The sequence below is a fragment of the Sorangium sp. So ce204 genome (assembly GCF_051526795.1).
Classification (GTDB): Bacteria; Myxococcota_A; Polyangia; order Polyangiales; family Polyangiaceae; genus Sorangium; species Sorangium cellulosum_B.
Genome location: NZ_CP150317.1, coordinates 10,586,087 through 10,611,981, shown reverse-complemented (window position 1 = coordinate 10,611,981; position 25,895 = coordinate 10,586,087). Strand labels below are relative to the sequence as shown.

At 71.9% G+C, this 25,895-nt stretch carries 20 protein-coding genes; 18 read left to right on the top strand and 2 right to left on the bottom strand.

Annotation, left to right across the window (positions count from 1 at the left end):
* The first annotated feature begins 414 nt into the window (after positions 1-414).
* The 12 genes from WMF22_RS39865 (at position 415) to WMF22_RS39810 (ending at position 15,011) form a co-directional block, all read left to right on the top strand.
* Entirely contained in the window at positions 415-1,509 is a 1,095-nt protein-coding gene (locus tag WMF22_RS39865) for a PEGA domain-containing protein (RefSeq protein WP_438033120.1), read from the top strand.
* A gap of 20 nt (positions 1,510-1,529) precedes the next feature.
* Positions 1,530-3,092, top strand: a complete 1,563-nt coding sequence (locus WMF22_RS39860; protein ID WP_438033119.1) for a PGRS family protein — start codon at positions 1,530-1,532, stop codon at positions 3,090-3,092.
* Positions 3,093-3,252: 160 nt separating this feature from the next.
* Positions 3,253-4,407 (top strand): hypothetical protein, encoded by a 1,155-nt coding sequence (locus tag WMF22_RS39855; protein WP_438033118.1) that lies wholly within the window; start codon positions 3,253-3,255, stop codon positions 4,405-4,407.
* A 44-nt stretch (positions 4,408-4,451) separates the two neighbouring features.
* Entirely contained in the window at positions 4,452-5,990 is a 1,539-nt protein-coding gene (locus WMF22_RS39850; protein ID WP_438033117.1) for a PGRS family protein, read from the top strand.
* 166 nt (positions 5,991-6,156) lie between these two features.
* Entirely contained in the window at positions 6,157-7,272 is a 1,116-nt protein-coding gene (locus WMF22_RS39845) for a hypothetical protein (protein ID WP_438033116.1), read from the top strand.
* Positions 7,273-7,289: 17 nt separating this feature from the next.
* Positions 7,290-8,846 (top strand): PGRS family protein, encoded by a 1,557-nt coding sequence (locus tag WMF22_RS39840; protein ID WP_438033115.1) that lies wholly within the window; start codon positions 7,290-7,292, stop codon positions 8,844-8,846.
* 194 nt (positions 8,847-9,040) lie between these two features.
* The gene (locus tag WMF22_RS39835) at positions 9,041-9,871 is read left to right on the top strand and encodes a PP2C family protein-serine/threonine phosphatase (protein ID WP_437295170.1); all 831 of its coding nucleotides are present in this window, start codon (positions 9,041-9,043) and stop codon (positions 9,869-9,871) included.
* 73 nt (positions 9,872-9,944) lie between these two features.
* Positions 9,945-10,799: a helix-turn-helix transcriptional regulator gene (locus WMF22_RS39830; RefSeq protein ID WP_437295169.1), complete on the top strand. Its 855-nt coding sequence runs from the start codon at positions 9,945-9,947 to the stop codon at positions 10,797-10,799.
* A 507-nt stretch (positions 10,800-11,306) separates the two neighbouring features.
* On the top strand, positions 11,307-11,810 hold the full coding sequence (locus WMF22_RS39825; protein WP_437295168.1) for a hypothetical protein: 504 nt from the start codon (positions 11,307-11,309) through the stop codon (positions 11,808-11,810).
* A gap of 568 nt (positions 11,811-12,378) precedes the next feature.
* A complete protein-coding gene (locus WMF22_RS39820) occupies positions 12,379-13,155 on the top strand; it encodes a PP2C family protein-serine/threonine phosphatase (RefSeq protein ID WP_438033114.1) in 777 nt (258 codons plus the stop codon).
* 245 nt (positions 13,156-13,400) lie between these two features.
* The gene (locus WMF22_RS39815; protein ID WP_437295166.1) at positions 13,401-13,652 is read left to right on the top strand and encodes a hypothetical protein; all 252 of its coding nucleotides are present in this window, start codon (positions 13,401-13,403) and stop codon (positions 13,650-13,652) included.
* 540 nt (positions 13,653-14,192) lie between these two features.
* Positions 14,193-15,011: a DUF434 domain-containing protein gene (locus WMF22_RS39810; RefSeq protein WP_438033113.1), complete on the top strand. Its 819-nt coding sequence runs from the start codon at positions 14,193-14,195 to the stop codon at positions 15,009-15,011.
* Positions 15,012-15,027: 16 nt separating this feature from the next.
* Here WMF22_RS39810 and WMF22_RS39805 read toward each other — a convergent pair whose 3' ends face one another.
* Positions 15,028-15,987, bottom strand: a complete 960-nt coding sequence (locus WMF22_RS39805; protein ID WP_437295164.1) for an NAD-dependent epimerase/dehydratase family protein — start codon at positions 15,985-15,987, stop codon at positions 15,028-15,030.
* 701 nt (positions 15,988-16,688) lie between these two features.
* Here WMF22_RS39805 and WMF22_RS39800 point away from each other — a divergent pair.
* Both WMF22_RS39800 and cysK read left to right on the top strand, forming a co-directional pair.
* Positions 16,689-17,759 carry a sulfate/molybdate ABC transporter ATP-binding protein gene (locus WMF22_RS39800; RefSeq protein ID WP_438033112.1) on the top strand — a complete coding sequence of 357 codons (1,071 nt, stop codon included), beginning with the start codon at positions 16,689-16,691 and terminating at the stop codon, positions 17,757-17,759.
* A gap of 50 nt (positions 17,760-17,809) precedes the next feature.
* Entirely contained in the window at positions 17,810-18,766 is a 957-nt protein-coding gene (gene cysK, locus WMF22_RS39795; RefSeq protein WP_438033111.1) for a cysteine synthase A, read from the top strand.
* 96 nt (positions 18,767-18,862) lie between these two features.
* Here cysK and WMF22_RS39790 read toward each other — a convergent pair whose 3' ends face one another.
* Complete coding sequence (locus WMF22_RS39790) at positions 18,863-19,396, bottom strand: hypothetical protein (protein WP_438033110.1); 534 nt, start codon at positions 19,394-19,396, stop codon at positions 18,863-18,865.
* Between the two features lie 91 nt (positions 19,397-19,487).
* Here WMF22_RS39790 and WMF22_RS39785 point away from each other — a divergent pair, with 91 nt between their 5' ends.
* The 4 genes from WMF22_RS39785 to WMF22_RS39770 are packed head-to-tail and all read left to right on the top strand — an operon-like array spanning position 19,488 to position 25,673.
* Entirely contained in the window at positions 19,488-20,552 is a 1,065-nt protein-coding gene (locus WMF22_RS39785) for an AAA family ATPase (protein WP_438033109.1), read from the top strand.
* Positions 20,549-22,687 carry a hypothetical protein gene (locus WMF22_RS39780; RefSeq protein ID WP_438033108.1) on the top strand — a complete coding sequence of 713 codons (2,139 nt, stop codon included), beginning with the start codon at positions 20,549-20,551 and terminating at the stop codon, positions 22,685-22,687. Before WMF22_RS39785 ends, WMF22_RS39780 begins: the two co-directional genes overlap by 4 nt.
* On the top strand, positions 22,684-23,928 hold the full coding sequence (locus WMF22_RS39775; protein WP_438033107.1) for an ABC transporter ATP-binding protein: 1,245 nt from the start codon (positions 22,684-22,686) through the stop codon (positions 23,926-23,928). The genes WMF22_RS39780 and WMF22_RS39775 overlap by 4 nt, the downstream gene beginning before the upstream one ends.
* Complete coding sequence (locus WMF22_RS39770) at positions 23,925-25,673, top strand: ABC transporter permease (RefSeq protein WP_438033106.1); 1,749 nt, start codon at positions 23,925-23,927, stop codon at positions 25,671-25,673. The genes WMF22_RS39775 and WMF22_RS39770 overlap by 4 nt, the downstream gene beginning before the upstream one ends.
* Positions 25,674-25,895: the final 222 nt, after the last annotated feature.

Sequence of the window (25,895 nt, the reverse complement as noted above, 5' to 3'; positions counted from 1 at the left end):
AAGGTGAGCGCTCAGCCTCGCAGGTCGAGGCGCGCGTGAGACGAAGCAAAGGCGCGCGAGAGAAGCTTGCGCGCGGTGACCGAGATGAGAAGTCGCTCCGCCATCGTGGCGGAGCAGAGCGGTGATGTGCGCATGGAGCGATGCGAACTCGGCGCGCGCAGGGGTGACGTGCGCCCTGCGGCAGCGCGGGGGTCGAGGGCAGGACGTGGGACGAGGGCAGCAATGGAAACGATGAGCAGCAGGACGGCGAGCAAAGCATCCCCTCCCGTCCCGCGCGAAGCGCGGGGCGTGGGAGGGGCGGACCGCGCGCAGGCCCGAAGGGCCGAGCACGGGCCGGGGGTGGGCATCCTTGTCTTCGGCGCCCTTGCCATGTGCACATCAGCACGGGTTGCCTGGTGCCAGGAGCGCGGCGCGTTGCGTGTCGAGCTGCCGCGGGTACCCGAAGGAGCGGAACCAGCGCTGCTCCCAGCGTGGGCGCTGAACCCGCCATTCGAGCAGCTCTACCGGGAGGGGAACGAGGCGTTCAAGCAGAAGCGGTGGGCGGACGCGGAGCTGCTGTACCTGAAGGCGTGGGCGCTGGTGAGGACGTTCGACGTCGCGGCGAACCTCGGAGAGGTACAGATCCAGCTGAACAAGGCGCGGTCGGCGGCGGCATTCCTCGCGTTCGCGCTGAGGACGGCGCCGCCGTCGACGAAGCCGGAGCAGATCGCGCGGATCCGGCACTTCCTCGACGAGGCGAAGGCACAGGTGGGGACGTTCCGCGTGCGGGTGAAGAACGCGACAGACGCGGAGGTCTTTGTGGACGGCGAGCGCGTGCCGGACGAGGAGGTGAAGCACGAGATCTACGTGGAGCCTGGGGAGCGCATGCTGGTGATCCGGCGGGCGGGGTACGAGGACGAGGTGCTGAGGGTGGTCGCGGCGCCGGCGATAACGGACACGGTGATGCCGGAGCTGAAGCCGAAGGCGGTGAAGGCGCCGGAGACGACCGTGGGCGGGGCGGCGGAGCAGGGGCCGGCGGGGGCGAATGCGCCGGGGGTTGGGGGCGCGAAGGGCGCGGCGGGAGCGGTGGCGAGCGGCGAGGCGAAGACGAAGGCGTCCGCGGCGGGGACGGGGGCGAGAGAGGAGCCGCGGAGCTGGGTACCGGTGATCGCGCTGGGGGCGGCGAGCGCGGTGGGGCTCGGCGTGGCGGTGGGGTTCACGGTGGCGTCGAACGGAGCTAGCGCGGACATGCGCACGCAGCGGGCAGCGATCTATGCCGACGGCGGCGGCTGCTTGGAGACGTCGGACTCCTTCAACAGGCGTTGCCGAGAGCTAGATGAGATGGGATCTCGTGCTCAATCGTTCGGCAATGTCGCGATCGTGAGCTATGCGGCGTCTGGCGCGCTCGCCATCGGTGCGCTGGCGTGGGCGATCTGGCCTCGTGCGCGCGCGGTACCGTCCACTGGTGTCCGTCTGTTGCCAGAAATCCATGCGGGTGGTGGGCGCGTGACCCTGTCGGGGGCGTGGTGAGGAGAGTCATGGAGGGCGCTGTGAGGCGAACGCTCAACTTCTGGTTCGCGAGCATCGTGGTCGGAAGCGCGGTGACGACCTCGGCCTGTGACGCGATTTGGATCAACTACACGGGCAACTGCGAGCTGATGCTCACTTGCGAGCATTACCGCGGTCGTGGACGCGATGACGTGACGCCTGCTGGGTGCGTTCCGAGCGAGAACCCCGCCGCCGCGGTGGACGACGGGTGTGGGGTGTTCGTGTCGTCGTCTGGGAGCGACGAGAACGCCGCGACGAAGGAGGCGCCAGTGAAGACGCTGGCGGCAGCGCTTGCGCTTGCGGAGGAGAGCGAGAAGCGTCGAGTGTACGTGTGCGCGGAGACGTTCGAGGAGGCGGTGGAGGTCACGCAGGGCGTGACGATCTACGGTGGGCTCGACTGCGCGAGCGGATGGGGCTGGGCCGGGGCGCAGAGGAAGACGGTGCTGACGGCGGCCGCTGGGGAGATCCCGCTGGTGGTGCGCGGAGGCGGAGCTGAGGCGACGGTGCGCGTGGAGGACGTGCACGTGCAGGCGCGCGGGATCGGGCCGGATGATGTGACGCTCGCGGGAGCATCGTCGATCGCGGCGGTGGCGGAAGAGGTGAACGTGGAGCTCGCGCGGTGCGTGCTGGAGGCGGGAGATGCGGCTGCGGGAGCCGAGGGCGCCGCGTACGAGACGAGCGCGATGGGTGGAGCCGAGGGAAACGGCGGCAACGTGGCGTGCTCGGAAGCCCTCGTCGTTCCGGGCGGAGAAGTGAAGAACGACTGCGGCACGCCGGAGGATGAGAGCGACGATTCGCTCAGTGGTGCAGGCGGCATCGGCCAAGTGGGCACCGGCGGGGCCGGGTCGAAAGGCTTGCCGGAGATCTCGGCCAACGGCGGCGAAGGCGAAGGTGCAAAGGTGTGCACGGAGGGCACCGCCGGCGACGACGGCACGGACGGCATGCCCGGCGCGGGTGCGAGCGGTCTCGGCGAGATCAGCGCATCCGGTTACGTCGGCGCCGCAGGTGGCGACGGCGTGAAGGGCACCACCGCGCAGGGCGGAGGCGGAGGCGGAGGCGCGAAGGGCGGCGTGGGCGGAGGCAAGTGCACGGACGAAGCGTCGGCCGGCGGGGCGAGCGGCGGCTCTGGAGGCGCTGGCGGCTGCGGTGGTGCGGGTGGTCGAGGCGGTGGCGCGGGCGGATCGAGCATCGCGCTGATCAGCCTGAACGCGACGGTGAACTTCGAGGACGTGACGCTGAAGACGGGACGAGGCGGAGCGGGCGGCAAGGGCGGCGCTGGGCAGGAAGGCGGTGCTGGAGGGGCCGGTGGGCCTGGTGGCACGAAGCCCGAGGGCGCGACGGCGCTGCACGACGCGTGCGCTGGTGGTCCCGGTGGCAAGGGAGGCCCCGGTGGTCAAGGAGGCGGCGGGCGAGGCGGTCACGCGATCGGAATCGCGTACAAGGGCACGGCGCCACCGGTGCAAGGAGCGGCGGTGGAGCTGGGCGAAGCGGGTCCGGGTGGCGTGGGCGCGAACGCGGAGGGTGAGGGAGCGGCGGGCGTGAAGGCCGAGGTGCAGGCCTTCTGAGGTGACGTGGCTCGGTGCGGTGGCCGCGGCGAAGAGGACGCCGCCGCCGCGCCGAGCGAGGCGACGAGGATGAAGGGCGAGACGTCGCGCTGGAGCTAGCGCGACGGACGGTGGACGTGTGCGTGCGGTGAGAGCGCGACGAGGCGGGAGGAGCGAGCAGGTGGACGGTGGACCTTGCGCGGACGAGGGAGCGAACGTGAGGCGAGAGCTGCACGCGGGGTGGCTGGCGATGTCGGTGCTGCTCGGGAGCACGGCAGCGACGAGCAGCGTCCGCGGAGAGGAGCGAGCGGAGGCGAGGCCAAGCGCAGAGAGCGAGCGTGAGCGCGCGGTGCGTGACTTCGAAGAGGGCCGCCGGGCGCACGTGGAGGGACGGCTGGAGGAGGCGGAGCTCTCGTACCTGCGAGCGTGGTCGCGGCTGAAGTCGTTCGATATTGCGGTGAACCTGGGGCAGGTGCAGCTGCGGCTGAACAAGCCTGTGTCTGCGGTGAAGCACCTTGCGTACGGGGTGCGCGCGGTGGGACCGGAGATCGATCCGGAGCGGCTTGCGCGGATGCTGGCGCTGCTGGACGAGGCGAAGGCGCAGGTGGGGACGGTGCGGCTTCAGGGAACGGACGTGGCAGACGTGGAGGTGCTCGTGGACGGCGAGCGCGTGCCGGACGACGCGGTGAAGCACGAGGTGTACGTGGAGCCCGGGGAGCGCACGCTGGTGATCCGGCTGGCAGGCTACGAGGACGAGGTGGTGCGGGTGGTGGCGGCGGCGGGGGTGGCGGAGACGGTCATGCCGGAGCTGAAGCCGAAGGCGGTGAAGGCGGCGGAGGCGACCGTAGCGGGGACGGCGGGGACGGGCGCTGCGGCGTCGGGAACAGCGAGCACGCCGGGGATGAGGGCGGCGAAGCCGAAGGCGCCCGCGGCGGGGGCGCGGGTGGAAGAGCAGCGGAGCTGGGTGCCGGTGATCGCGCTGGGGGCGGCGAGCGCGGTGGGGCTCGGGGTGGCGGTGGGGTTCACGGTGGCGGCAAACGCGGCGAGCGCGGATGGAGACAGGCAGCAAGCGATGCTGCGTCAGGCTGGCGGTGGCTGCGTGGATGTCCCCGGCGAGTACAGCAATCTGTGCTCGGGGCTTCGCGACAGCGCGTCGCGCCACGAAACACGCACGCGTACGGCGACTGTCGCGTATGTGGCATCCGGTGCCCTGGCGATTGGTGCGGTGACCTATGCACTCTGGCCGCGTGCACGGACTGCAACGTCCCGCGGGATGCACGCCTCACCCGAGCTGAGTCCGGGCCGTGCTGGGATCGTCGTGCGAGGTGCCTGGTGAAACGCTCGCGAGAGGTTGCGATGAGAAGGCGAAGGAGGCGCTCGATGCGTGGGATCCTGGTGCTCGCAGTGCTCTGTTGTGGTTGCGACGTTGCATGGCCCAACACGACCAAGGACTGCGAATTTCTCATGACTTGCGAGCACTTCCGCGGGCTGTGGAACGAGGTGGAAACGCCATCGGACTGCGTGCCGAACGAGAACCCCGCCGCCGCGGTGGACGACACGTGCGGGGTGTTCGTGTCGTCGTCTGGGAGCGACGAGAACGCTGCGACGAAGGCGGCGCCGTTGAAGACGCTGGGAGCGGCGTTGGCGCTTGCGGAGAAGAATGAGAAGCGGCGGGTGTATGCGTGCGCGGAGGCGTTCGAGGAGGCCGTCGAGGTCACGGGGAGCGTGACGATTTACGGAGGGCTCGACTGCGCGAGCGGATGGGGCTGGGCCGGCGAGCAGCGCAAGACGGTGCTGACGGCGGAGGCAGGAGAGATCCCGCTGGTGGTGCGCGGCGGGGGCGCTGAGACGACGGTGCGCGTGGAAGATTTCCATGTGCAGGCGCGCGCGATCGAGCCGGATGACCTGGCGCTCGCGGGAGCGTCGGCGATCGCGGCGGTGGCGGAAGAGGTGAACGTGGAACTCGCGCGGTGCGTGGTGGAGGCGGGCGATGCGGCGGCGGGAGCCGAGGGAGCCGTGTACGAGACGAGCGCGATGGGGGGCGACGACGGGGAGCCGGGCGTGGAGGCGTGCTCGGGCGAGCGAACGTTCGGCGGGGCGTCGGTGAAGAACGACTGCGGCACGCCGGAGGAGGAGAGCGACGATTCGCTCAGTGGTGCCGGCGGCATCGGCCAAGCGGACAAAGGCGGGCCTGGGGACAAAGGTTCGCCCGGGGCGATGCTGAACGGCGGCATGGGTGCGGAAGGAATCAAGGTGTGCAGCGAAGGGACCGCAGGCGAGAACGGCGCCGAGGGCGGCGCTGGTGCGGGCGCGAGGGGTCTGGGCGAGCTCAGCGCATCCGGATACGTCGGTGCGGCAGGTGGCGACGGAGCGAAGGGCAGCATCGCGCAAGGAGGCGGCGGAGGAGGCGGAGCGAAGGGGGGCGCGAGCGCAGACAAGTGCCCGAACGAAGCGTTGGCGGGCGGGGCGAGCGGCGGCTCAGGTGGCGCCGGCGGTTGCGGAGGAGCCGGAGGTCGAGGAGGTGGCGCGGGCGGAGCGAGCATCGCGCTGGTGAGCCTGAACGCGGCGGTGAGCTTCAAGGACGTGACGCTGAAGACGGGGCGCGGCGGAGCGGGTGGCAAGGGAGGCGCTGGGCAGGAGGGCGGAGCTGGCGGGGCCGGTGGGCCTGGCGGCACGAAGCCCGAGGGCGCGACGGCGTTGAACGACGCGTGCGCGGGTGGTCCCGGTGGCAAGGGAGGCGCAGGCGGTCAAGGAGGCGGCGGTCGGGGAGGGCACGCGCTGGGGATCGCATACAAGGGCACGGCGCCTGCGGTGCAAGGAGCGACAGTGGAGCTGGGCGAAGCGGGCCCGGGCGGCGTGGGCGCGAACGCGGAGGGCGAGGGCGCCGCGGGCGTGAAGGCCGAGGTGCAGGCGTTGTGACGTGAGGTGGTGAGCGGCGCTGCTGCTGCGGGGGAACCATCACCGCCGCAGCAGCGCGGAGCGGGGCAGAGGAGAAGAGGGGCGAGACGGCGCGCTGGAGCAGGCGCGACGAAGGGCGGACGTGTGCGCGGCGAGAGAACGAGCGCTGCGAGCGAGGAGCGAGCACGTGGATGGCGAGCATGGTGTGGACGAGGAACCGACGAGGAGGCGAGCGCTCCACGTGGGGTTGCTGGCGATGTCGGTGCTGCTCGGGAGCACGGCAGCGACGACGAGCGCCCGTGGCGAGGACGAGCGAGCAGCGCCGGGGTGGAGCGCGGAGAGCGAGCGTGACCGCGCGGTGCGTGACTTCGAGGACGGCCGTAGCGCGTACGCGGCGGGCCGGCTCGAGGATGCGGAGCTCGCGTACCTGCGGGCGTGGGCGCGGCTGAAGACGTACGACATCGCGGCGAACCTCGGACAGGTGCAGCTACAGCTGAACAAGCCCGCGTCCGCGGCGAAGCACCTTGCGTACGGGGTGCGCGCGGCGGGGCCGGAGATCGAGGCGGAGCGGCTTGCGCGGATGCTGGCGCTGCTGGACGAGGCGAAGGCGCAGGTCGGGACGGTGCGCGTGCGGGTGAAGAACGCGGCGGACGCGGAGGTGTTCGTGGACGGCGAGCGCGTGCCGGCGGAGGAGGTGGAGCACGAGCTGTACGTGGAACCCGGGGACCACACGCTGGTGATCCGGCGGGCGGGGTACGAGGACGCGGTGAGGCGGCTGGCGACGGTGCCGGGGGCGACAGAGGAGATCACGATCGACCTGAAACCAAAGGCGGCGACGGCGCGAGAGGCTGTGGGCGCGCCGGTGAACGGGGAGGCGACCACGAAGGCGCTCGCGGCGGGGGCGCGGGCCGAAGAGCCGCGGAGCTGGGCGCCGGTCATCGCGCTGGGGGCGGCGAGCGCGGTGGGGCTCGGCGTGGCGGCGGGGTTCACGCTGGCGTCGAGCTCAGCGAGCGCGGATGCTCGCGCGGAGCGCGAGGCCATCCTGAGGGTCGGTCCTGGATGCCTGGACGCACCGAGCGCGCTCGCCGATCGGTGCGCACAGCTCGCCCGCACCACGGCGCGCAGCGATCGGCTCGGTGACGTCGCCGGGGTGACGTACATCGCATCCGGCACCGTCGCGCTGGCGGCCTTGGCCGTCGCGCTGTGGCCACGCACGGGGTCTGCGCCGGGGAGCGCTGTTCGCGTGGTCCCCGATCTGCGCGCCAACACGGCCGGAGTGTTGCTCTCGGGGGCGTGGCAATGAGCTCGAACGAGGGGAAGATGGGGCACCATCCGATGTTCTGGGCTGTGGGTGCGGCGGGCGTCGCGCTCGTCGCTTTGGCGTGCGAAGCGCCGTGGGGACACCTGGGGGACGACTGCGAGGGCACGCTCACGTGCGTGCGCCATGACTGGCTGAGGTACGATGGACGTACGCCTCCCGCGTGCGTGCCGAGCGAGAACGCGAGCGCGGTGGACGACGCGTGCGGCGCGTTCGTGTCGGCGTCCGGGAGCGACGAGAACGCCGCGACGAAGGGGGCGCCGCTGAAGACACTGCGGGCGGCGCTGGCGCTCGCGGAGGAGAACAGGACGCGGCGCGTGTACGCGTGCGCGGAGACGTTCGACGAAGCGGTGGAGGTGACGCAGGGCGTGACGATCTACGGCGGGCTGGACTGCACGAACGGGTGGGCCTGGGCCGGGGAGCCGAGGAAGACGGTGCTGACGGCGGGGGCCGGAGAGATCCCGCTGGTGGTGCGCGGGGGCGGAGGTGAGGCGAGCGTGCGGCTGGAGGACGTGCACGTGCAGGCGCGCGGGATTCAGCGGGACGACGTGGAGCTCGCGGGAGCGTCGTCGATCGCGGCGGTGGCGGAAGAGGTGCGCATGGAGCTGGCGCGATGCGTGCTGGAGGCGGGGGACGCGGCGCCGGGAGCGGTCGGAGCCGCGTACGATACGCGTGCCAAGAGGGGTGAGGACGGGAAGCCCGGCGGCGACGCGTGCTCGGCCGACCGCGTATGGCCTGGCTACCTCAAGACGAACGACTGCGGCACGATCGACGACACGAGCGACGACTCTCTCGGGGGCATTGGCGGCATGGGCGATCCCGATACGGGCGGCGTCGGCTCGCCGGGGCAGCCGAGCTATTCAGAGAACGGCGGTAGCGGCGAGCTCACCGCGGCGTGCACGGACGGCACCCGAGGCTTGAGCACGAAGGACGGCGAGCCTGGCGCCGGCGCGACGGGGCGCGGCGAGATCGGCGCCCGCGGCTACACCGGCACCGCCGGCAGCGACGGGGCGAGGGGGTATACCGCACAGGGCGGTGGTGGTGGTGGCGGAGCGAAGGGGGGCGCGGGCGCAGACAAGTGCCCGAACGAAGCGTTGGCGGGCGGCGCGAGCGGCGGCTCCGGTGGAGCGGGCGGCTGCGGCGGAGCCGGCGGCCGAGGTGGCGGACCCGGCGGGTCGAGCATCGCGCTGATCAGCCTGAACGCGCAGCTGAGCTTCGAGCAGGTGATGCTGAAGACCGGGCGCGGCGGAGCCGGGGGCAAAGGCGGCGCCGGGCAGGAAGGCGGCGAAGGAGGCGCCGGAGGTCCCGGCGGCGAGGCGCCCGCAGGCGCCCCGCGGCTGCACGACGGATGCGCGGGCGGCCCCGGCGGCACGGGAGGGACGGGCGGCCCCGGCGGTGGAGGCAGGGGCGGGCACGCGATCGGGATCGCGTACAAGGGCAGGGCGCCCTCGACGCAAGGCGCGACGATCGAGGTGAGCGAAGCGGGGCCCGGCGGCACGGGGGCGAACGCGGAGGGCGAGGGCGCTGCGGGCGTGAAGGCCGAGGTGCAGGCGTTCTGACGTGAGCGCGTGAGCGCTGCTCCTGCTGCGGCGGAGCCAGGCCGCAGCGGCGGAGCGGCGTGGGACGGAGGCTACGCGACGTAGCGAAGGCCGCGCGCGGCGCGGCCTGAGGACATCGAGGGAACCGCGCGCCGCGGTCGACGGCGCGCCATGGCTCGGCTCGTCCTGACGACGAGCGCGCGAGGAGGACGAAGGTGGTTCCACAGCTCGCCATCGAGGCAGCAGCGCATTCGGACGTGGGCCGGCGGCGCAGTCACAACGAGGACAGCTTCGCGGTGCTGCCGTGCCTGGGGCTGTTCATGGTGGCCGACGGGCTGGGCGGGCATGCGGCCGGCGAGGTCGCGTCCCGCATGGCGATCGAGGTGGTCAAGAGCTGCTTCGAGGAAGAGGGAGATCTGGAGGATACCTGGCCCTACGGCACCGCGACGCCGCACGACCGGGACGAGGTGCGGCTGGTGCTGAGCGTGCGGCGCGCCAACCGGGCGCTCTACGAGGCGAGCCAGAAGCAAGAGGAGGTGCGCGGCATGGCGACGACCTTCGCGGGCGTGCTGCTGGCGCCGGGCATGGCGTACATCGCGCACGTCGGCGACACGCGCGTCTACCGGATGCGCGGCGGCAAGCTGGAGCGGCTGACGCGGGATCACACGCTGCTGGAAGAGCTGCTCGGGGACGGCGACGGAGCGCGGGAGGCGGTCGAGGCGCTGAGCAACCGGGCGAGGACGATCACCCGCGCGCTGGGCGCCGACGAGAACGTGGAGATCGAGTCGCGCGTGGAGGCAACCGCGCCGGGCGACGTCTTTCTCGTGTGCTCGGACGGGCTGTGGGGGCCGGTGCCCGAGCGGCGCATCGCCGGGATCCTCGAGGCCCACCGCGACCTGAGCTTTGCGGCGGAGCTGCTCATCGACCTCGCCAACGAGCACGGCGGGCCGGACAACGTGACGTGCGTGCTGGCGCGGCTGGGAGGCGGCGCGAGACGGCGCGCTGAGGCAGGCGCGACGAACGGCGGACTCGAGGGGATGCCTTAGGTCGGGCAGCACGAGGCCGGGCTCCGCTGTGCATCGGACAGGAGTGCTCACGGTTCAGGAGTCAGGAGGGAACATGGAAGACATGCTGGGTGCAATGTGGCTCGTCTCGCCGCTCGGGCTCGCGATGATCGCGTGCGTCGCGATCGGCTTCGCGGTCACCGCGCGCGAAGCGCTGGGACGAGAGCGCGGGCTTCGTGAGGCGCGCGAGCACGCGCACGATGAAGAGGAGGCAGCCCTCACCGGTGCGAAGGAGCAGGCAGCGGGGGAGCGGGACCGTTACCGGCGCCTGCTGGAGTGTCACGTCGATGCGGCGCTCGCCGAGCTGAGAGACACTCGAGGGCGCCCCGTCCCCTGGCCGGGAAGGGTCCTCGAGTCGTTCTGTGCGACGACACCTTCGTGGAGGAGAAAGCTGGGCGAGAGCACGGGGTTGGAACCGAGGGAGGTGGAGCGGCTGCTGAGGAGCGACCTGCCCATGACGCCCGGCCTCGCGCGGCAGCTGGAGGCCTTCACCGGCACGCCGGCGCGGTACTGGGAGCGCCTCTGGCGGCTGCACGACGACCGCCGGGCGGACGCGGAGGATACCGTGGCGATCCGGGTCGGGGCGCCCGTCACCGAGCGTGAGAGCTCGGCGCCGCCGCCGGTATCTCCCCGCGCGCTCGACACGCCTCCGCCCGCGGTGCCGTCTCCCGAGCTCGCGGCCAGGAGCCCGCGGGCGAAGCTCCCGCCGCCTCCCCTGCCGCAGCTCCGGCCACCGCGCCCTGCCCGCGCCGCCACGGGGGAAGAGCTCGCCCGTCGCGCTGCCCCCCTGACGAGCTTCCCGCTACAGCCCGACGGAGGGGGGACGAGCCCTGCCAGTGCGTCCGATTGGGAGGAAGCAGAGCGCTCTCCCCTGAACACGACACTTCCGGGAGTAGGGCGCCATGGGTGAGAAAGTCTCTCCCTCCGGGATCCCTGGCCGGACTCCTGGCGGGTGGACCACGAGGAGAAGCCGATCGCGGCGGACCGGACAACGTGACGTGCGTGCTGGCACGCCTGGGAGGCGGGTAGTGGCCAAATTTGAACATCAAGGCGGGAAGGCGGGAAGAAAAGATCAATGAACTTCCCGCCTTCATGTGGACTCTCTCCGGGCAACGTCGACCACGAGCTTCCAGGCGGGGCCGTCGCTCGCGTGCGGCGGGCGAGGCGGTGTGGCCGCACGCGCGGCGGTGTCATCGCGTTTCGCGGCCGAGACGAAGGCGGGATCGAGAGGAGGACCACGGCGAGGCGGTCTTCGGACCTTTCGATGACAACCGGGGTGTCGGGGATGGACGCGCCCGCCCCGTACCGCGCGGAGCGCGGGACATGGGGCGGGCGGACCGCCCGCAGGCCCGCAGGGCCGAGGACGGGCCGGGGTGGGGCATCTATCCTTCTGCTGCTCTTTCTTGTCGCTGTCGGATTGAAGCCAGTCGGTGACACGACCCGGGCGATCCAGAGCGAGGGCGAGGACGAGGCGAAGGCCTACGCGGTGGGCGAGGTCGCGCCGGCGCCGCTGCACCCGACGGTGGAGATGGAGCGGGTCCAGATCGAGGATCCGCGGCGCGTGCCGCCGCCGCGGGAGGGGGCGAGGCGGGGCGGGGGCACGGGACAGGAGGCACGCGGCGCAGGCGGGGCCGCGGAGGGCGAGGAGAAGGCTGGCGCGCCGGGTGCAGCGATGGCCAGCGCTCCGGCAGCGAGCGCGTCGGAGGGGCCGATCTCAGCGCCGGGTGGATCTGCGGCCTCGGTGCCGACGACGCCGCCCGTGGAAGGGTCGTCGGGAGCAGCGACCAGCTCCCAGCAGGACAGGTCGGGCAGGCCGGCGGCGCGGGCGGCGTTGGCGTCGGCGGCACCAAGGCAGCATGCGCCGGCGGCCAAGAACCCCGGCCAGGACGGCCTCGCCGCCGACACCCAGGAGCTGCCGTGAGCCGCCATCAGCCTGGCCGCACGGCTCCCCTCCCCGCCCCCTGCCATGGCTTCGCTGCACTGTTTAACGCATGGCGTCATCGGGGTCGCGGAGGAAAAAATGCAACCGGCGGACGATTGTGCAGCGAACCAGGGCCGCTCGCCGGAACTAGAAGGGTAGAGGAGACCGGAAACGGCTCGGCAGGGCGACCGGCGGACCACCACCGCAGCGCGGCGGTGGCCCATAACGCCGGAGGGTTGGCCGAGGGACAGCTGGATCGTCTTCAACCCCCGCGCTTGGCGCGCCGTCCAGGAACAGCGACTCCCTCCTCGCCTTTTTCTCATGAGCGCGGCGCCTGTGAAGGGCGAAATCGACCAGCGCAGGTCGCGCCTGGCGCTCGTCGGCACGGCGCTCTTCGTGCTGGGGGCTTGTGCGGCGTGGTGCTGGCAGCGCTGCGGCTGCGCTGAGGTAACGACGTAGCGACGCCGCGCGCGGCGCGGCTTGATCGGGTGCAGAAGAACGCGCGCCGCTGCCTGCGGCGCGCCATGGCTCGGCTCGTCCCGAAGACGAGCGCGCGAGGAGGACGAAGGTGGTTCCACAGCTCGCCATCGAGGCAGCAGCGCAGTCGGACGTGGGCCGGCGGCGTAGCCACAACGAGGACAGCTTCGCGGCCTTGCCGTGCGTGGGGCTCTTCATGGTCGCCGACGGTCTTGGCGGCAACGCGGCCGGCGAGGTCGCGTCCCGGATGGCCATCGAGGTGGTCAAGAGCTGCTTCGAGGTGGACGAGGATCTCGAGGAGACGTGGCCGTACGGCACGGGGAGTCCGCACGACCGTGACGAGGTGCGGCTGGTGATGAGCGTGCGGCGCGCGAACCGGGCGATTTACGAGGCGAGCCAGAAGAAAGAGGAGGTGCGCGGCATGGCGACGACGTTCGCGGGCGTGCTGCTCGGAGCGGGGATGGCGTACATCGCGCACGTGGGCGACTCGCGGGTGTACCGGATGCGCGGCGGCAAGCTGGAGCGGCTGACGCGGGATCACACGCTGCTGGAGGAGCTGCTGAGCGAGGGCGACGGCGCGCTCGCAGCGCTGGAGGCGCTGAGCGGACGGGCGGACGCGGTGACGCGGGCGCTCGGGTGCGACAAGAGCGTGGAGATCGAGTCGCGCGTGGAGCCGACCCAGCCGGGCGACGTGCTCCTCGTCTGCTCGGATGGGCTGTGGGGCCCGGTGCCGGAGGCGCGGATCGAGGGGGTGCTGGGGAGGCACCGGGACCTGAGCCTGGCGGCGAGCCTGCTGGTCGACATCGCCAACGAGCACGGCGGACCGGACAACGTGACATGCGTGCTGGCACGCCTAAGAGGCGGGTGACGTGCGCGGCATGACGCGCTGCTGCCTCCCGTCACGGGCGCAGCTGGACCCGAGCGAGTGGAGTTTGCTGGCACGTCGAGACCGACGAGCCCTGGGAAAAATGAGATCGACCATGTCATTTCATGAGAATTTTACGCAGCCCAACGTAAGCCCGCGCGACCTCTCGGATCTCGGCGAGAGCGCGCTTGGCGAGCGGGTTTGTCGGCGGCAGAATGGGTGCCCTCGTCCCACCAAGAGGAGCGCTCGTGACCAAGCGTCGGCGGTTCAGCGGCAACGGCACGCGTCGTTCGGGCAACGTGATTCACGTGAGCCCGAGGCTGATGTGGGAGCTCGCGTGGCTGCGGAAGCTGGATCTCGAGGACGTCGACTGGGATCCGGAGCGCTGTTGCCCGCACTGCAGAGCAGAGCGCTCCGCTCGAGGGGAGCCGGTGGAGGATCTCACGCCGCCCTCCGGGACGTGGCCCAAACTCCCGCTGCACGAAGACGAGCGCGAATGATCGACGGGCGCCGCCGCAAGGGCGCCCTCGATCCGCGGGCGGAGGCGGCGCTGTCGGTCGGGCGATGTCTTCCTCGTGTGCTCCGACGGGCCAGCGCTGCTGCGAGCTCCGTGGATGGCGCTGGCAACCAGGGGAGCAAGAGCCCAGTACGCCGGGCGGGAGCGGAGCGTGCTCGGCCTGCCTGTGCGCTGCGGGCAGACGAGAAATGGTGGAGCTGGGTGAGAAATTCGGGGAGCTCAGAGGAATGCGATCGGCGGAAGATACCGACCACGGCGGGCCGTGATTTCCAAGGCGGAGGCGATGAAATGAGAAGACAAGGTTGCCGTGAACAGGGTAGCGATCGACCTGTCGCGCGGCACCGCGACAAGGAGGCGGGCTGCTTCGCGCTCACGGCATCACCCACTCCCAGGTGGGTTGTCTTGGGTTCGGGCGGAAGGGCCTCTGATCTGCTGACCCCCTTCTGCGTCGAGCGGCGAGCGCGGAGCTCATCCGACGGTTGCTCGAAGCAGCCCCTCAGCAGGTCGATCTATCCATCGAGGCGTGACAGCTGCCGGCGATGGGCTGTGGCGGCCGGACAACGTGACGGCGTGCTGGTGCGCCGCGGAGGCGGGTGACGTGGCGGGCGAGCACAGCGGCGCGCCGCGCGGCGGACACCCGGACGATGCACGGCTGTTCGGCCCCGATGCCGTCCGGACGCTGCGCGTGGCCTTCGAGGAGGTGACGTGGCTCCTCGGCCGCGGCTATCCGCTGCGCACCGCGATCCGGACCGCCGGCGATCACCACCAGCTGGCCGCACGCCAGCGCCTCGCGCTGCAGCGGGCCGCTTGCTCGGACGCGCAGCGGGCGTCGCGCCTCGCGCGCTGCGCTCCGTCGTCGTCGCTCCAGGGCGCGGAGGCGAACATCGACGGCTTCAACCTGATCATCACCCTGGAGGTGGCGCTCGCGGGCGGGCTGCTCGTGCGCGGGCCGGAGAGGGCGCTGCGCGATCTCGCGGGGCTGCGCGGCAGCTACGCGCCGATCACGGAGACCGACGCGGCCCTCGATCGGATCGGCGACGCGCTGTCCGGCGCCGGCGCGGCGCGCGCGCGCTTCCTCCTCGACGCGGCCATCCCCAGCTCCGGGCGGCTGCGCGCGCGGATCCTGGAGCGGCTCGGGGGCGCGCCGCTCTCGATCGAGGCGACGCTCGTGCCCGATCCCGACCGCCTCCTCGCGGGGGCGGCGGGCGTGATCTCGTCCGACAGCGTCGTCCTCGATCGCTGCGTGCGCTGGGTCAACCTCGCGGACGAGATCGTGGGTGCGCGCGTGCCGGCGGCGCGCGTGGTCGAGCTCGTCCCTCGCGGAGGTGATGCCGGCGCGTGAGGGCGCGGAGGACCCGTCACCGGCAGAGCCCGAGCCGCCTCGTTTGCCAGGCGACCTGCGCCGCCAGTCCCTCGCGCAGGGGCACCCGGGGCACGTACCGGAGCGCCGCCTGCGCGGCGGCGGTGTCCGCCCAGGTGCGCCGGACGTCGCCGGGCTGCGGCTCTCCCCGCTCGACGCGCACGGGTCCTGCGAGCTCCCCCAGCAGCCCGAGCGCGTCGTTGAGGCTCACCCGCGAGCCGCCGCCGATGTTGAACACGCCGACCGCGCCGCCCTCCATGGCGTCGACGTTGGCCTGCACCGCGTCGCTCACGTACGTGAAATCGCGCGTTTGCTCGCCGTCGCCGTAGACGCGGACGGGCTCGCCCTTCAGCACGGCGGCGATGAACCGGTGAAACGCCATGTCGGGGCGCTGCCTGGGGCCGTACACCGTGAAGTACCGGAGCGAGATCGTGGGCAGGCCGAAATTGCGCCGGTACAGCTCGCAGAGCTGCTCGGCGGCGAGCTTCGTCACCCCGTAGGGGGAGTGAGGGGCGGTTCGGCTGGATTCGCGCATGGGCATATCCCCCGTGTCGCCGAAGGGGTCGCCGTACACGGAGGAGGACGAGGCATAGACGAGCTTGCGCACCTGGCCGTGCGCCCTGGCTGCCTCCAGCAGCCGCTGCGTCGCGAGCACGTTGTCGCGGAGGTAGAGCTCGAAGCTCTGTCCCCAGCTCGGGCGCACGCCCGCCTGCGCCGCCTGGTGGAAGACGACCTCGCGGCCGGAGAGCAGCGGGCGGAGATCGTCTGTCGCGAGGTCGGCCGTCGAGAGAGAGAAGCGCGGTTCGCCGCGCAGCCGTGCCAGGTTCCCCTCCTTGAGCTCGCGGGCGTAGTAGTCGGTGAAGCGGTCTACCCCGAGCACCTCGTGCCCGAGCTCGATCAACCGCTCCGCCAGGTGGGAGCCGATGAATCCGGCCACCCCCGTCACCAGACAACGCATCCGCCTTCCGTCCTGGTCCTGCCGCGTCGCGGCCTCGCGTCCTCGTCCAGCCGCGCCGCGGCCTCCGGCCCCGGGCCTGCCGCGTCGCGGCGCGGCGATGCTAGCACCTCGGGCCATCCGTTGAGTCGGGCAGCAGCCGGCCGCGCGAAGCCCGCCACGCCGCTGAGCTCGCTCCGGGGCTCGGGAACCGACTGGAAACCGACCGAGGTTGAGGACAGCGGACCGACCGAGGTTGAGGACAGCGGACCGACCGTGAGGACAGCGGACCGACCGAGGTTGAGGACAGCGGGCCGACCGAGGTTGAGGACAGCGGACCGACCGAGGTTGAGGACAGCGGACCGACCGAGGTTGAGGACAGCGGACCGACCGAGGTTGAGGACAGCGGACTGGGGACCGACCGAGGTTGGGGACCAGCGAGCGGGCCGACCGAGGTTGAGGACAGCGGACCGACCGAGGTTGAGGACAGACCGACCCCTGAGGGGGGACGGCCTGAGCATGAGCTCCGCGCTTCCTGCCTTCTGTCAGCCTCCTCGCATCAGCACGCCCCCACCCGTTCTTGCAAATACGCCCACCTTTCCGATGTGTATTTCTGAATCTGGTTGCGCCTACCCGCCCGGCGGGCGACGCTGGTGCGCGCTCGGGCCCCTCGCTTTTTCTGTCCGAGGCGCGATCGAGACGGGTCGGAAGGCTAGCTGTTGCTTATGGGAATTGTTGTCGAGCGGCTCACGAAGCGGTTCGGTCCGAACAAGGTGGTCGATGACGTCTCGTTCGAGATCGAGAGCGGCGCGCTGGTCGCGCTCCTCGGGCCGAGCGGAGGTGGCAAGAGCACCGTCCTGCGCATCATCGCCGGGCTCGAGAGCCCCGACTCCGGCGAGGTCATCCTGAACGGCAAGAACGCGACGACCACCCGCGTCCAGGACCGGAACATCGGCTTCGTCTTCCAGAACTACGCGCTGTTCAGGCACATGAGCGTGCGCGACAACATCGGCTTCGGCCTCAGCATCCGGAAGCGGCCACGGAAGGAGATCGCGACCACCGTCGACGAGCTCCTCAACCTCGTGCAGCTCGACGGGCTCGGCGGCAGGTTCCCGCACGAGCTGTCCGGCGGCCAGCGGCAGCGCGTCGCGCTGGCGCGCGCGCTCGCGCCAGGCTCGTCGCTGCTCCTGCTCGACGAGCCGTTCGGGGCGCTCGACGCCAAGGTCCGCCTCGAGCTGCGCGAGTGGATCCGGAGGCTCCACAAGGAGCGCGGGATCACGAGCGTCTTCGTGACCCACGACCAGGAAGAGGCGATGGACCTCGCCGATCGGGTCATCGTGCTGCACAAGGGGCGGGTCGAGCAGATCGGCACCCCGGAGGAGATCTACGACCGGCCGGCGACCGAGTTCGTCGCGAGCTTCGTCGGGTCGATCAACGTGCTCAAGGGGCAGGTGCGCGACGGCCAGGCGGCGCTCGGTACCCTCGCGGTGCACGCTCCCCCCGGGACCGGCGACGGCGCGAGCGTGCACGCCTTCGTACGTCCGCACGACATCGAGGTCCACACCCGGATCGACTCCTCGAAGACGCCTGCCGCCGACGACGCCAGCGTCGCGCGCGTCGAGCGGCTGTCGCGGGTCGGGTGGATGGTCAAGGCAGAGCTCCGCCTCTCCGACGGCCAGCCGCTCTCCGTCGAGCTGACCAAGGATCGCGTCGCCGAGCTCGGCCTGTCCGAGGGGGACAGGGTGCTGGTAAATCTCCGAGACGCCAAGATCTTCGTGCAAGATTACTCCATCTAGCCCGCTGGCCGGCGCTCCCGTCTGCCAACGGCCATCACGGGAGGCGGCACGTGGCTTCAATCTTCGACGACATCGCGGCGACGATCGGGCGCACCCCCCTCGTCCGCCTGAGCTCTGCGGGCAAGGGGCTGCGCGCCGAGCTGATCGGCAAGGTCGAGAGCCGGAACCCCGGCGGCAGCGTCAAGGATCGCATCGGCCTCGCGATGGTCGAGGACGCGGAGCGGCAGGGCAAGCTGAAGACCGGGAGCGTCCTCGTCGAGCCGACGAGCGGCAACACGGGCCTCGCGCTGGCGATGATCGCCGCGGCCAAGGGCTACCGGCTGATCCTCACGATGCCCGAGTCGATGAGCCCCGAGCGGATCGCGCTGCTCCGGGCCTTCGGGGTCGAGGTGCTGCTGACGCCCGGGTCGCTCATGGTGCAGGCCGTCGCGCGAGCGCGCCAGATCGTGGAAGGGACGCCCGGCGCGGTGATGCTCCAGCAGTTCGAGAACCCGGCGAACCCCGCCGCGCACCGCGTGACGACCGCGCGCGAGATCTGGGAGGACACGGACGGGACGGTCGACGTCGTGGTCGCCGGCGTGGGGACCGGCGGGACGATCACCGGCGTGGGCGAGGTGCTCAAGCAGAAGAAGCCGGGCGTGAAGATGATCGCGGTCGAGCCCAAAAACGCGGCCGTGCTGAGCGGCGGCCGCGTGGGCGCGCACCTCATCCAGGGCATCGGCGCGGGCTTCGTCCCGAAGATCCTCCGGCGCGAGCTCATCGACGAGGTGGTGCCCGTGTCCGAGGACGAGTCGTTCGACGCCGCGCGCCGGCTCGCCAAGACCGAGGGCATCCTCGTCGGCATCTCCGGCGGCGCGGCGATGGCGGCGGCGCTGTCGATCGCGGCGCGCGACGAGATGCAGGGAAAGAGGATCGTGGTGATCCTTCCCGACGGCGGGGAGCGGTACGTCACCTCGCCGCTCTTCAAGGAGCTCGTCGGCTGCGCTCGCGCGGCCGTGCCCCGCTGAACCGCCAGGGAAGGCCGCCGCACGTCGGGTCGCCTTCCCTGCAGAAGCACTCCGTCTTCCTGGGCGCCTGCGGCGCCGCCGTCCTCGCGGCCTCGATCACTCGATGCGGACGGCGACGAGGACCTTCATCCACACGCCTTCGGGCGGGATCGTCTTCGTCAGATCGACCTTGCCCTCCCAGTCGACGTGCACCGTGTAATCGCCGCTCGCGTCGTCCTTGTAGAAGAAGGGCCGGATGTCGTCGTGATAGACCCGATCGAGCGGGACGATGCGCTCCCCGGTGGGCATCGGCGCCTTCTTGGCGACGACGGTCGACTTGCCGTCGACGACGGCCGAGGCGGAGACGCTCTTGAGGAAGGTGAGATCCGGCACGTTGTCATCGCGTGCTTCCAGCCGGATGTACATGAGCTCGGCCCTGTCGACGGAGTTCGGGTCCTCCGAGACGGACAGCTCGCTCCATCCGGAGAAGGCCGACTGCGAGGTGGGCTTCACGAGGAACTTGGTCTCCACCTCATGCTCACCGACGACCGACGCGCAGGCGCTCGCGCCGAGCGACAGCACCACGGCGAGCGCCGCGCCGCTGCGCGCGGCAAGGCAGAGCGAGGCGAGCCCACGGCGACAGGTCAACATAAGCATCCTCATTCGCAAGACATAGCATGTGGCGAGGTCCGATCGACGCGCGGGGCGCGGCCGGCTATCGTCGTCGGCCGAGGGCGACCAGATGGCGGCGGAATCAGGCGCGGGTATTGACGGCGGGCAGGGCGCGGCCCCTGCGTCCTTCGAGGCGAGGCTCGAGCTCGCCCAGCGGACGAGCACGCGGCTGCGAGAGGCGATCGGGCAGGCCGTGGTCGGGCAGGACGACGTCATCGAGCAGACGCTGTGGGGGATCCTCGCGGGAGGGCACGTCCTCCTCGAGGGGGCGCCGGGGCTGGGCAAGACGCTCCTCGTCAGGACCATCGCCGGCTGCCTGGATCTCGCGTTCTCGCGCGTCCAGTTCACCCCGGATCTCATGCCGAGCGACGTGACCGGCACGAACGTGCTCGTCGCGGCGGCGGACGGCTCGCGCCACTTCTCGCTGCACAAGGGGCCGATCTTCGGGCAGGTGATCCTGGCCGACGAGATCAACCGGGCGACGCCGAAGACGCAGAGCGCGCTTCTCGAGGCCATGCAGGAGCACGCGTGCACCATCGCGGGCACGCGGTACGCGATGGAGGAGCCGTTCTTCGTGCTGGCCACCGAGAACCCGATCGAGATGGAAGGGACCTACCCGCTGCCGGAGGCGCAGCTCGATCGGTTCTTGCTCAAGGTGCTCGTGCCGAGCCCGACCGAGGATGAAATGACCGAGATCCTCGCCCGCACCACGGGCCACGATCGCGGGCCGCCGCCGCGGGTGCTCACCCGCGACGACGTGCTCTCGCTGCGGTCGCTCTGCCGCGACATCGCGGTCGCCGAGCCCGTCATGCGGTACGCGTCGCGGCTCACCCGGGCGAGCGATCCGGCCGCCGAGGGGGCGCCCGAGATCGTGCGGAGGTCGCTCCGGTTCGGCGCCGGCGTGCGCGGCGCGCAGTCGCTGGTGCTGGCCGCGAAGGCCGCGGCGCTGCTCCAGGGAAGGGCGCACGTCGCCTTCGCCGACGTGCAGCGGGTCGCCAAGCCGGTGCTCCGCCACCGGATGATCCGGTCCTTCGAGGGCGAGGCGGAGGGGATCACGACGGATCAGGTGATCGCGGCGCTCCTCTCCGCGATCGAGGCGCGGCCCGAGCCCGTGGCGCAGGCGATCCGGCGATGAGGCGCGTGCAGGAGCCGCGGGGGCAGGCGATCCGGAGCGGGTCGCTGGCGAGAGGCGCGAAGGGCCTCGCGGGGGCGGCGTCGCTCGCGGCGCTCTTCTCGGCGGGGCCCGCGTCCGGGCAGGCGCCGCCCCCGTCGACCGCGGCGGCGCTCGTCATCGACGTGGCGCCCGTGCTCGGGACGAGCGGCGGGATGCCCTGGGGCTGGAACCAGGTCGTCGTGCGCGTCCAGAACTACGGCGGCCGGGCGGCCAGGGGCGAGGTCGAGGTCGAGTCGAAGCGCTACTCCGATGACCGCGTCTTCGTCTCGTCGGCGCCGTACGCCGTCGGGGCTGGCACGTCGGTCGACGTGCGCGTGCCCGTGCACGTGTCGCCTTTCGGCGACGTGCAGGTGCGGGCGCTCGATGAGGGCGGAGCGCAGGTGTCGTCGCAGGGGCTCTCGTCGACCTCGCAACACGCGGTGGTGCTCTTCGACGTCAGCGAGAGGTCGCTGCTCCGCGGGGGCCTCAACGACGCGCCGATCGCGCCGCTGTACATATCGACCAGCCGCGCGCCCGGGGGGACGCCGAGCCCTGTCCTCTGGGTCGGGCAGCCTCGTTTCGACAGCGCCACCGGCGACCCGCTGCTGCCCGACCGAGCGGCCCTGTACAACGCGGCGGACGCCGTGCTCATGCGCACCGACACGCTGTCCAGGCTGGGCGGCTCCGAGCTCGAGGCGCTCGCCGGCTTCGTCCTCTCCGGCGGCACGCTGGCGCTGTCCGTCGCCCGCCCCGAGGATCTGCGGCACCCGACGCTCGCGGCGTTCGTCGGCGGTGAGGTCGCGAGGGCGGCCGTCGCGCCGCCCACCCTCGCGGAGATCGCGCCGCCCGGCGGCTCCAGCGGCTTTGGCAAGCAGGGCAACGTGCTCCTGCCCGCGCCGAGCGCGACCCCCGCGGTGGCCGAGTCGCTCTCTGGCTGGTCGGGCGGCAACCTGCGCGGGAGCGCGTATGGCAGCTCGGCGTTCTACGGCCTCGGCGAGGTGCACCTGCTCGCGTTCGACCCCACGCGCGCGCCCGCGGCCAGCGACCCGTGGGTGAAGATCCGGGTGGCCGATCTCGCTCGCCGAGCCTACGACCGTCGCTCCACCGTGGCCTTCCGCCCGGGGGAGGATGCGATGGGCGTCGACCTCGATCCGGTGCGGCGGGAGCTCGATCCGAACGAGAGCTCCCGCTGGGCGATCGGGGTCTCCGCGCTGCTGCTCTGCATTTACGCGGTGCTCGCTGGTCCGATCAATTTCTCGCGCGCCGCGCGGCAGGGGAGGCCGCTCCGCGCGCTCTGGCACCTGCCGGTGCTCTCTGCGGTCACGTTCGCGGTGATCGTCGGCGTGGGCTTGCTCGCGAAGGGGGTGCGCGGCCGGGCGCGCCACCTCACGCTGATCGAGGCGGGGGCCGGCATGACGAAGGGGGCGGTGCGCCGGTTCCGGGGCTTCTTCGTCGCCAGCGCGGAGGAGCTCACGGTCCGCACGACCGACCCGAGCGGCGTGATCAGCACGGCGGTGGTCGCCGAGCTCTCGGAGCGGCGTGACCGGTTGCTCGTGGATCGCGACGGGGCCCGGCTGACGAAGGTCGCGGCGCTCCCCTGGCAGACGGTGATCGTGCGCGAGGACGGGGCCGCGTCGCTCGGCGACGGCATCGCGATCGTCGCCGATCCGAGCGGCGACGTCGTCGTGAGCAACCGGAGCGGCCGCGACCTCCGGGCCGGCGTCCTGTGGCTGCCGGAGGGCGCGGCCCGCTACTTCGCCCGCATCGGCGACGGGGAGAGGGTCTCGTCGCGCGCGGGGATCGATCTCGCGGCGCGGAGCGAGGGGCAGGGCTGGCTCTCGCACGCGGGCTTCGGGCGGCGGGTCGGCGGCATGGACGTCCACGACCTCGGCGGGAGGCTGCTGACGCCGCTCCTCGAGCCCGACGCGCCCGGGCTGGGCGCCGCGTGGCTGGCCATCGAGGAGGCGGCCGGCGGATCGGTCGACTGGTTCCCGGCCGGCGTGCCCGTGCTGTTCGGCCAGCTCGACGGCGGCGAGGGGCGCGTGAGCGACTCCGGGTTGCGGATCGACAGCGACCGCGTGCTCGTGCGGGTCGTGGGCTACGGAGGCAGGCCGTGAGCGCGGCGCTCGGCGGCGCTCCGCTCTCCACGGCCGCGGCGCAGATCGAGCGGCCTCGGCCGACGATCCGCGTCCGGCACCTCTCGCACCGCTTCGGCGCGCTCGACGTGCTGAAGGACGTCACCTTCGACGTGGGCCCCGGCGAGATCTTCGGCTTCATCGGGCCGAACGGCGCGGGCAAGACGACGACGATCCGGGTCATGGCGACCTTGCTCGAGCCCATGGCGGGGCGGGTCGAGATCGACGGCGTCGACGTGACGATCGACCCCGCGGCTGTCCGCCGCAGCATCGGGTACATGCCGGATCACGCCGGCGTCTACGACAGGATCACGGTGCGCGAGTACCTCGAGTTCTTCGCGGACGCCTTCCGGGTTCCGTCGCTCGACGTGGTCGACGCCGTCCTGGAGCTGACCGACCTCGGCAAGATCCAGGACCGGATCGTCGCCACGATGTCGAAGGGGATGAAGCAGCGCCTCCAGCTCGGGAGGATCCTGCTGCACGATCCGAAGGTCCTTATCCTGGACGAGCCGGCGAGCGATCTCGATCCGCGCGCGCGCATCGAGATCCGCGATCTCTTGCTCGAGCTCCGGAGCCTGGGAAAGACGATCTTCCTCTCGTCGCACATCCTCACGGAGCTCTCCGACGTGTGCACGTCGATCGGCATCCTCGAGAAGGGCCGGCTCGTCGTCGCCGGGCCGATCGGGGAGATCGCCGCGCGCCTCGAGGCGGTGCGCGCGGCGCAGGCGCACGGGCACGCGCCGCCGCGCCATGGCGCCGCGCCGAGCGCGTACGGGCCGCAGGCGCACGGGTACGCGCCGCCGCGGCACGGACCCGAGGCGGCCACGCCCGACGGCGCGCCGGTGGATCCGGCCGCCGTCGATCGCGCGCAGGACGGCGCTCCGCCGCCCGGATACGGCCCGCATCCGCCGCACGCCGCTGCGCCGGCGAGCGCGGGGCAGGCGGCCTATCCGGCGCTCTCGCAGATCTCCCGGCGCAAGGTCAAGGTGCGGGTCCTCGGCGATCCCGAGGCGGCGGCCTTCCTGGTCAGGGGCGGGCCGGGGATCACCGACGTCGACATCGTCGCCGGAGCCGTGCACGTCGGTTACGTGGGCACCGACGTGAAGATCGCCGAGATCGTGCAGCACCTCGTGCGCAGCGGCGTCGGCGTGATCGGCGTCGAGCCGGAGCGCAATGAGCTCGAGAGGATCTTCCTGGAGGTCACGCAAGGAGAGGTGCAGTGAGCGTGCAGACTGGCACATCGCCGCCCGCCGGTCCGGCGTCGCAGCGGCTCGTCGATCGGGCGCGGCATCGCGTGGGGCACGTCCTGCGCGAGCCGAACCCGATCTGGATCCGTGAGCTCAAGCAGGCGGCGCGCCTCGCCCGCACGCCGATCATCCTGCTGGTGCTGGCCGTGCTGATGGCGCTGCTCGTGGCGACCATCGGCGGCATCGCGGCGAAGGAAATCGCGCCGGCGAAGACGGGCGTGATCCTGTTCCAGGTCTTCTTCTCGCTCGCGTACTTCGTGGTGGCGCTGGTCGGGCCGGCGGTCGCCGCGAACAGCATCGCTTCGGAGCGCGAGGGGCGCACCTGGGAGGCGGTGCTCCTGACGGGCATCCCGCCCGGCGAGATCGCGCGAGGCAAGTTCCTCGCGGCGTACACGGCGATCTCGATGTACGTGGTGATGCTCGCGCCCGTCGGGGCGCTGCCGTTCCTGTTCGGCGGGATCACCGCGATGGAGGTGGTGATCGCCTTCCTGTTCCTCTTCTTGATCGCGCTGCTCAGCGTGGCCTTCGGCCTGGCGATCAGCTCGAAGATGGGGAGCCTGCGCGCGGCGATCCTCGTCACGCTGCTGCTCGCGTTCCCGCTGTCGATCGGCCTGTTCTCGGCGGGCGGCTCGGGGCTCTCGTACGCGGCCCACCTGGCCTGGCCGGAGGTCCCCGAGGGGCCGCCCATCTGGCTCCCGATCGCCTACCAGCGCGCGCCGCTCGGCCTCGATTACGTGCTCTTCCTGATCCTCCTTCCGATCGCGGCGGTCGGCATGCCCGCGTGGTTCCTGTATCAGGTGACCGTCGCGAACCTCACGGGCGAGAGCGACGATCGCTCCTCCGGGCTGAAGACGTGGTTCGCGGTCTGCGCGCCGGTGACGACCGCCGCCGTCGCGGTGCCGGCGTTCTCGGTGGACGCCTCCGATCGCCTGCCCGCGATCGTCGCGGGCGTGTGCGCGGCGCTCTCGTTTCTGATCTTCTGCGTGTTCCTCTTTGCCGGAGAGCCGATCGGTCCCTCGCGCCGCGTCGAGGTTCACTGGGCTCGGAGCCGCGCCAGCCGGCTGCGTCGCTTCTTCGGCCCCGGCGTGATGCGCTCGGCGTACCTCCTCCTCGCAGTGGGGGTCCCCGCCATCGCCGCGCTCTGGGTCGTCGGGCACCGGCTGTGCCTCGGCGCGCCCGTCCCGACGCCGCAGATCCAGGCGCAGCAGGTCCAGCACGTCGCCGTCTACGCGCTCGCCGTCCACGTGTTCCTCGTCGGGCTCGGCGCGTTCCTTCGCGCGCGGATCGCCTCGCCCCTGGTCGCGCGGGCGCTGCTCCTGACGCTGCTCTTCACGATCGCGGTCGGCCCATGGATCGTCGCCGCCATCGCCGGCCTCGTCGCGGAGCTCGACAGGAGCGAGAGCGCTCTCCTCGTCGCGGCCCCGTCGCCGTTCTATGCGTTCGTGATGCTCTCCAAGGCCGATCAGGGCGACGCAGGGTCTGTCCTCGCCGCCGGGTACACGGCCGCAGCTGGCTGGATCGCCGTCGGGCTCGGCCTGCTCTCCGCGGCCCGCGCGCGCTGCGCTGCCGTCGTCGCGCAACGCGAGGCAGCCTTCACCGAGACGGACGCGCTCCTCGCCCGGGAAGACGAGGCGGCGCTCGCGGCGGAGCAGGCAGCGCCGCCGCACGCGGCCACGCCCGAGCACGCGGAGCCAGGGAGCGCCGCGGGCACCGCCGCCTGATCACGGGGCGTGATCGCGGCGCGCTCCGAAATCGTACGTGCGCGTCTCTTTGTGTGGAAATTTGGAACGCGTCCGGGGAATGCAGCAGGATGCGCTGCGCGCAGATCTGTCGAAATCTTGGGCGTCCCGTGGCGAGCGTGTGAGAAGAGCGCTCGCGCGCTCGAGGTCCGGGAGCGAGAGGGGATCTCGATTCCTCGCGTCGTGTGACGACGGCGGCACCAC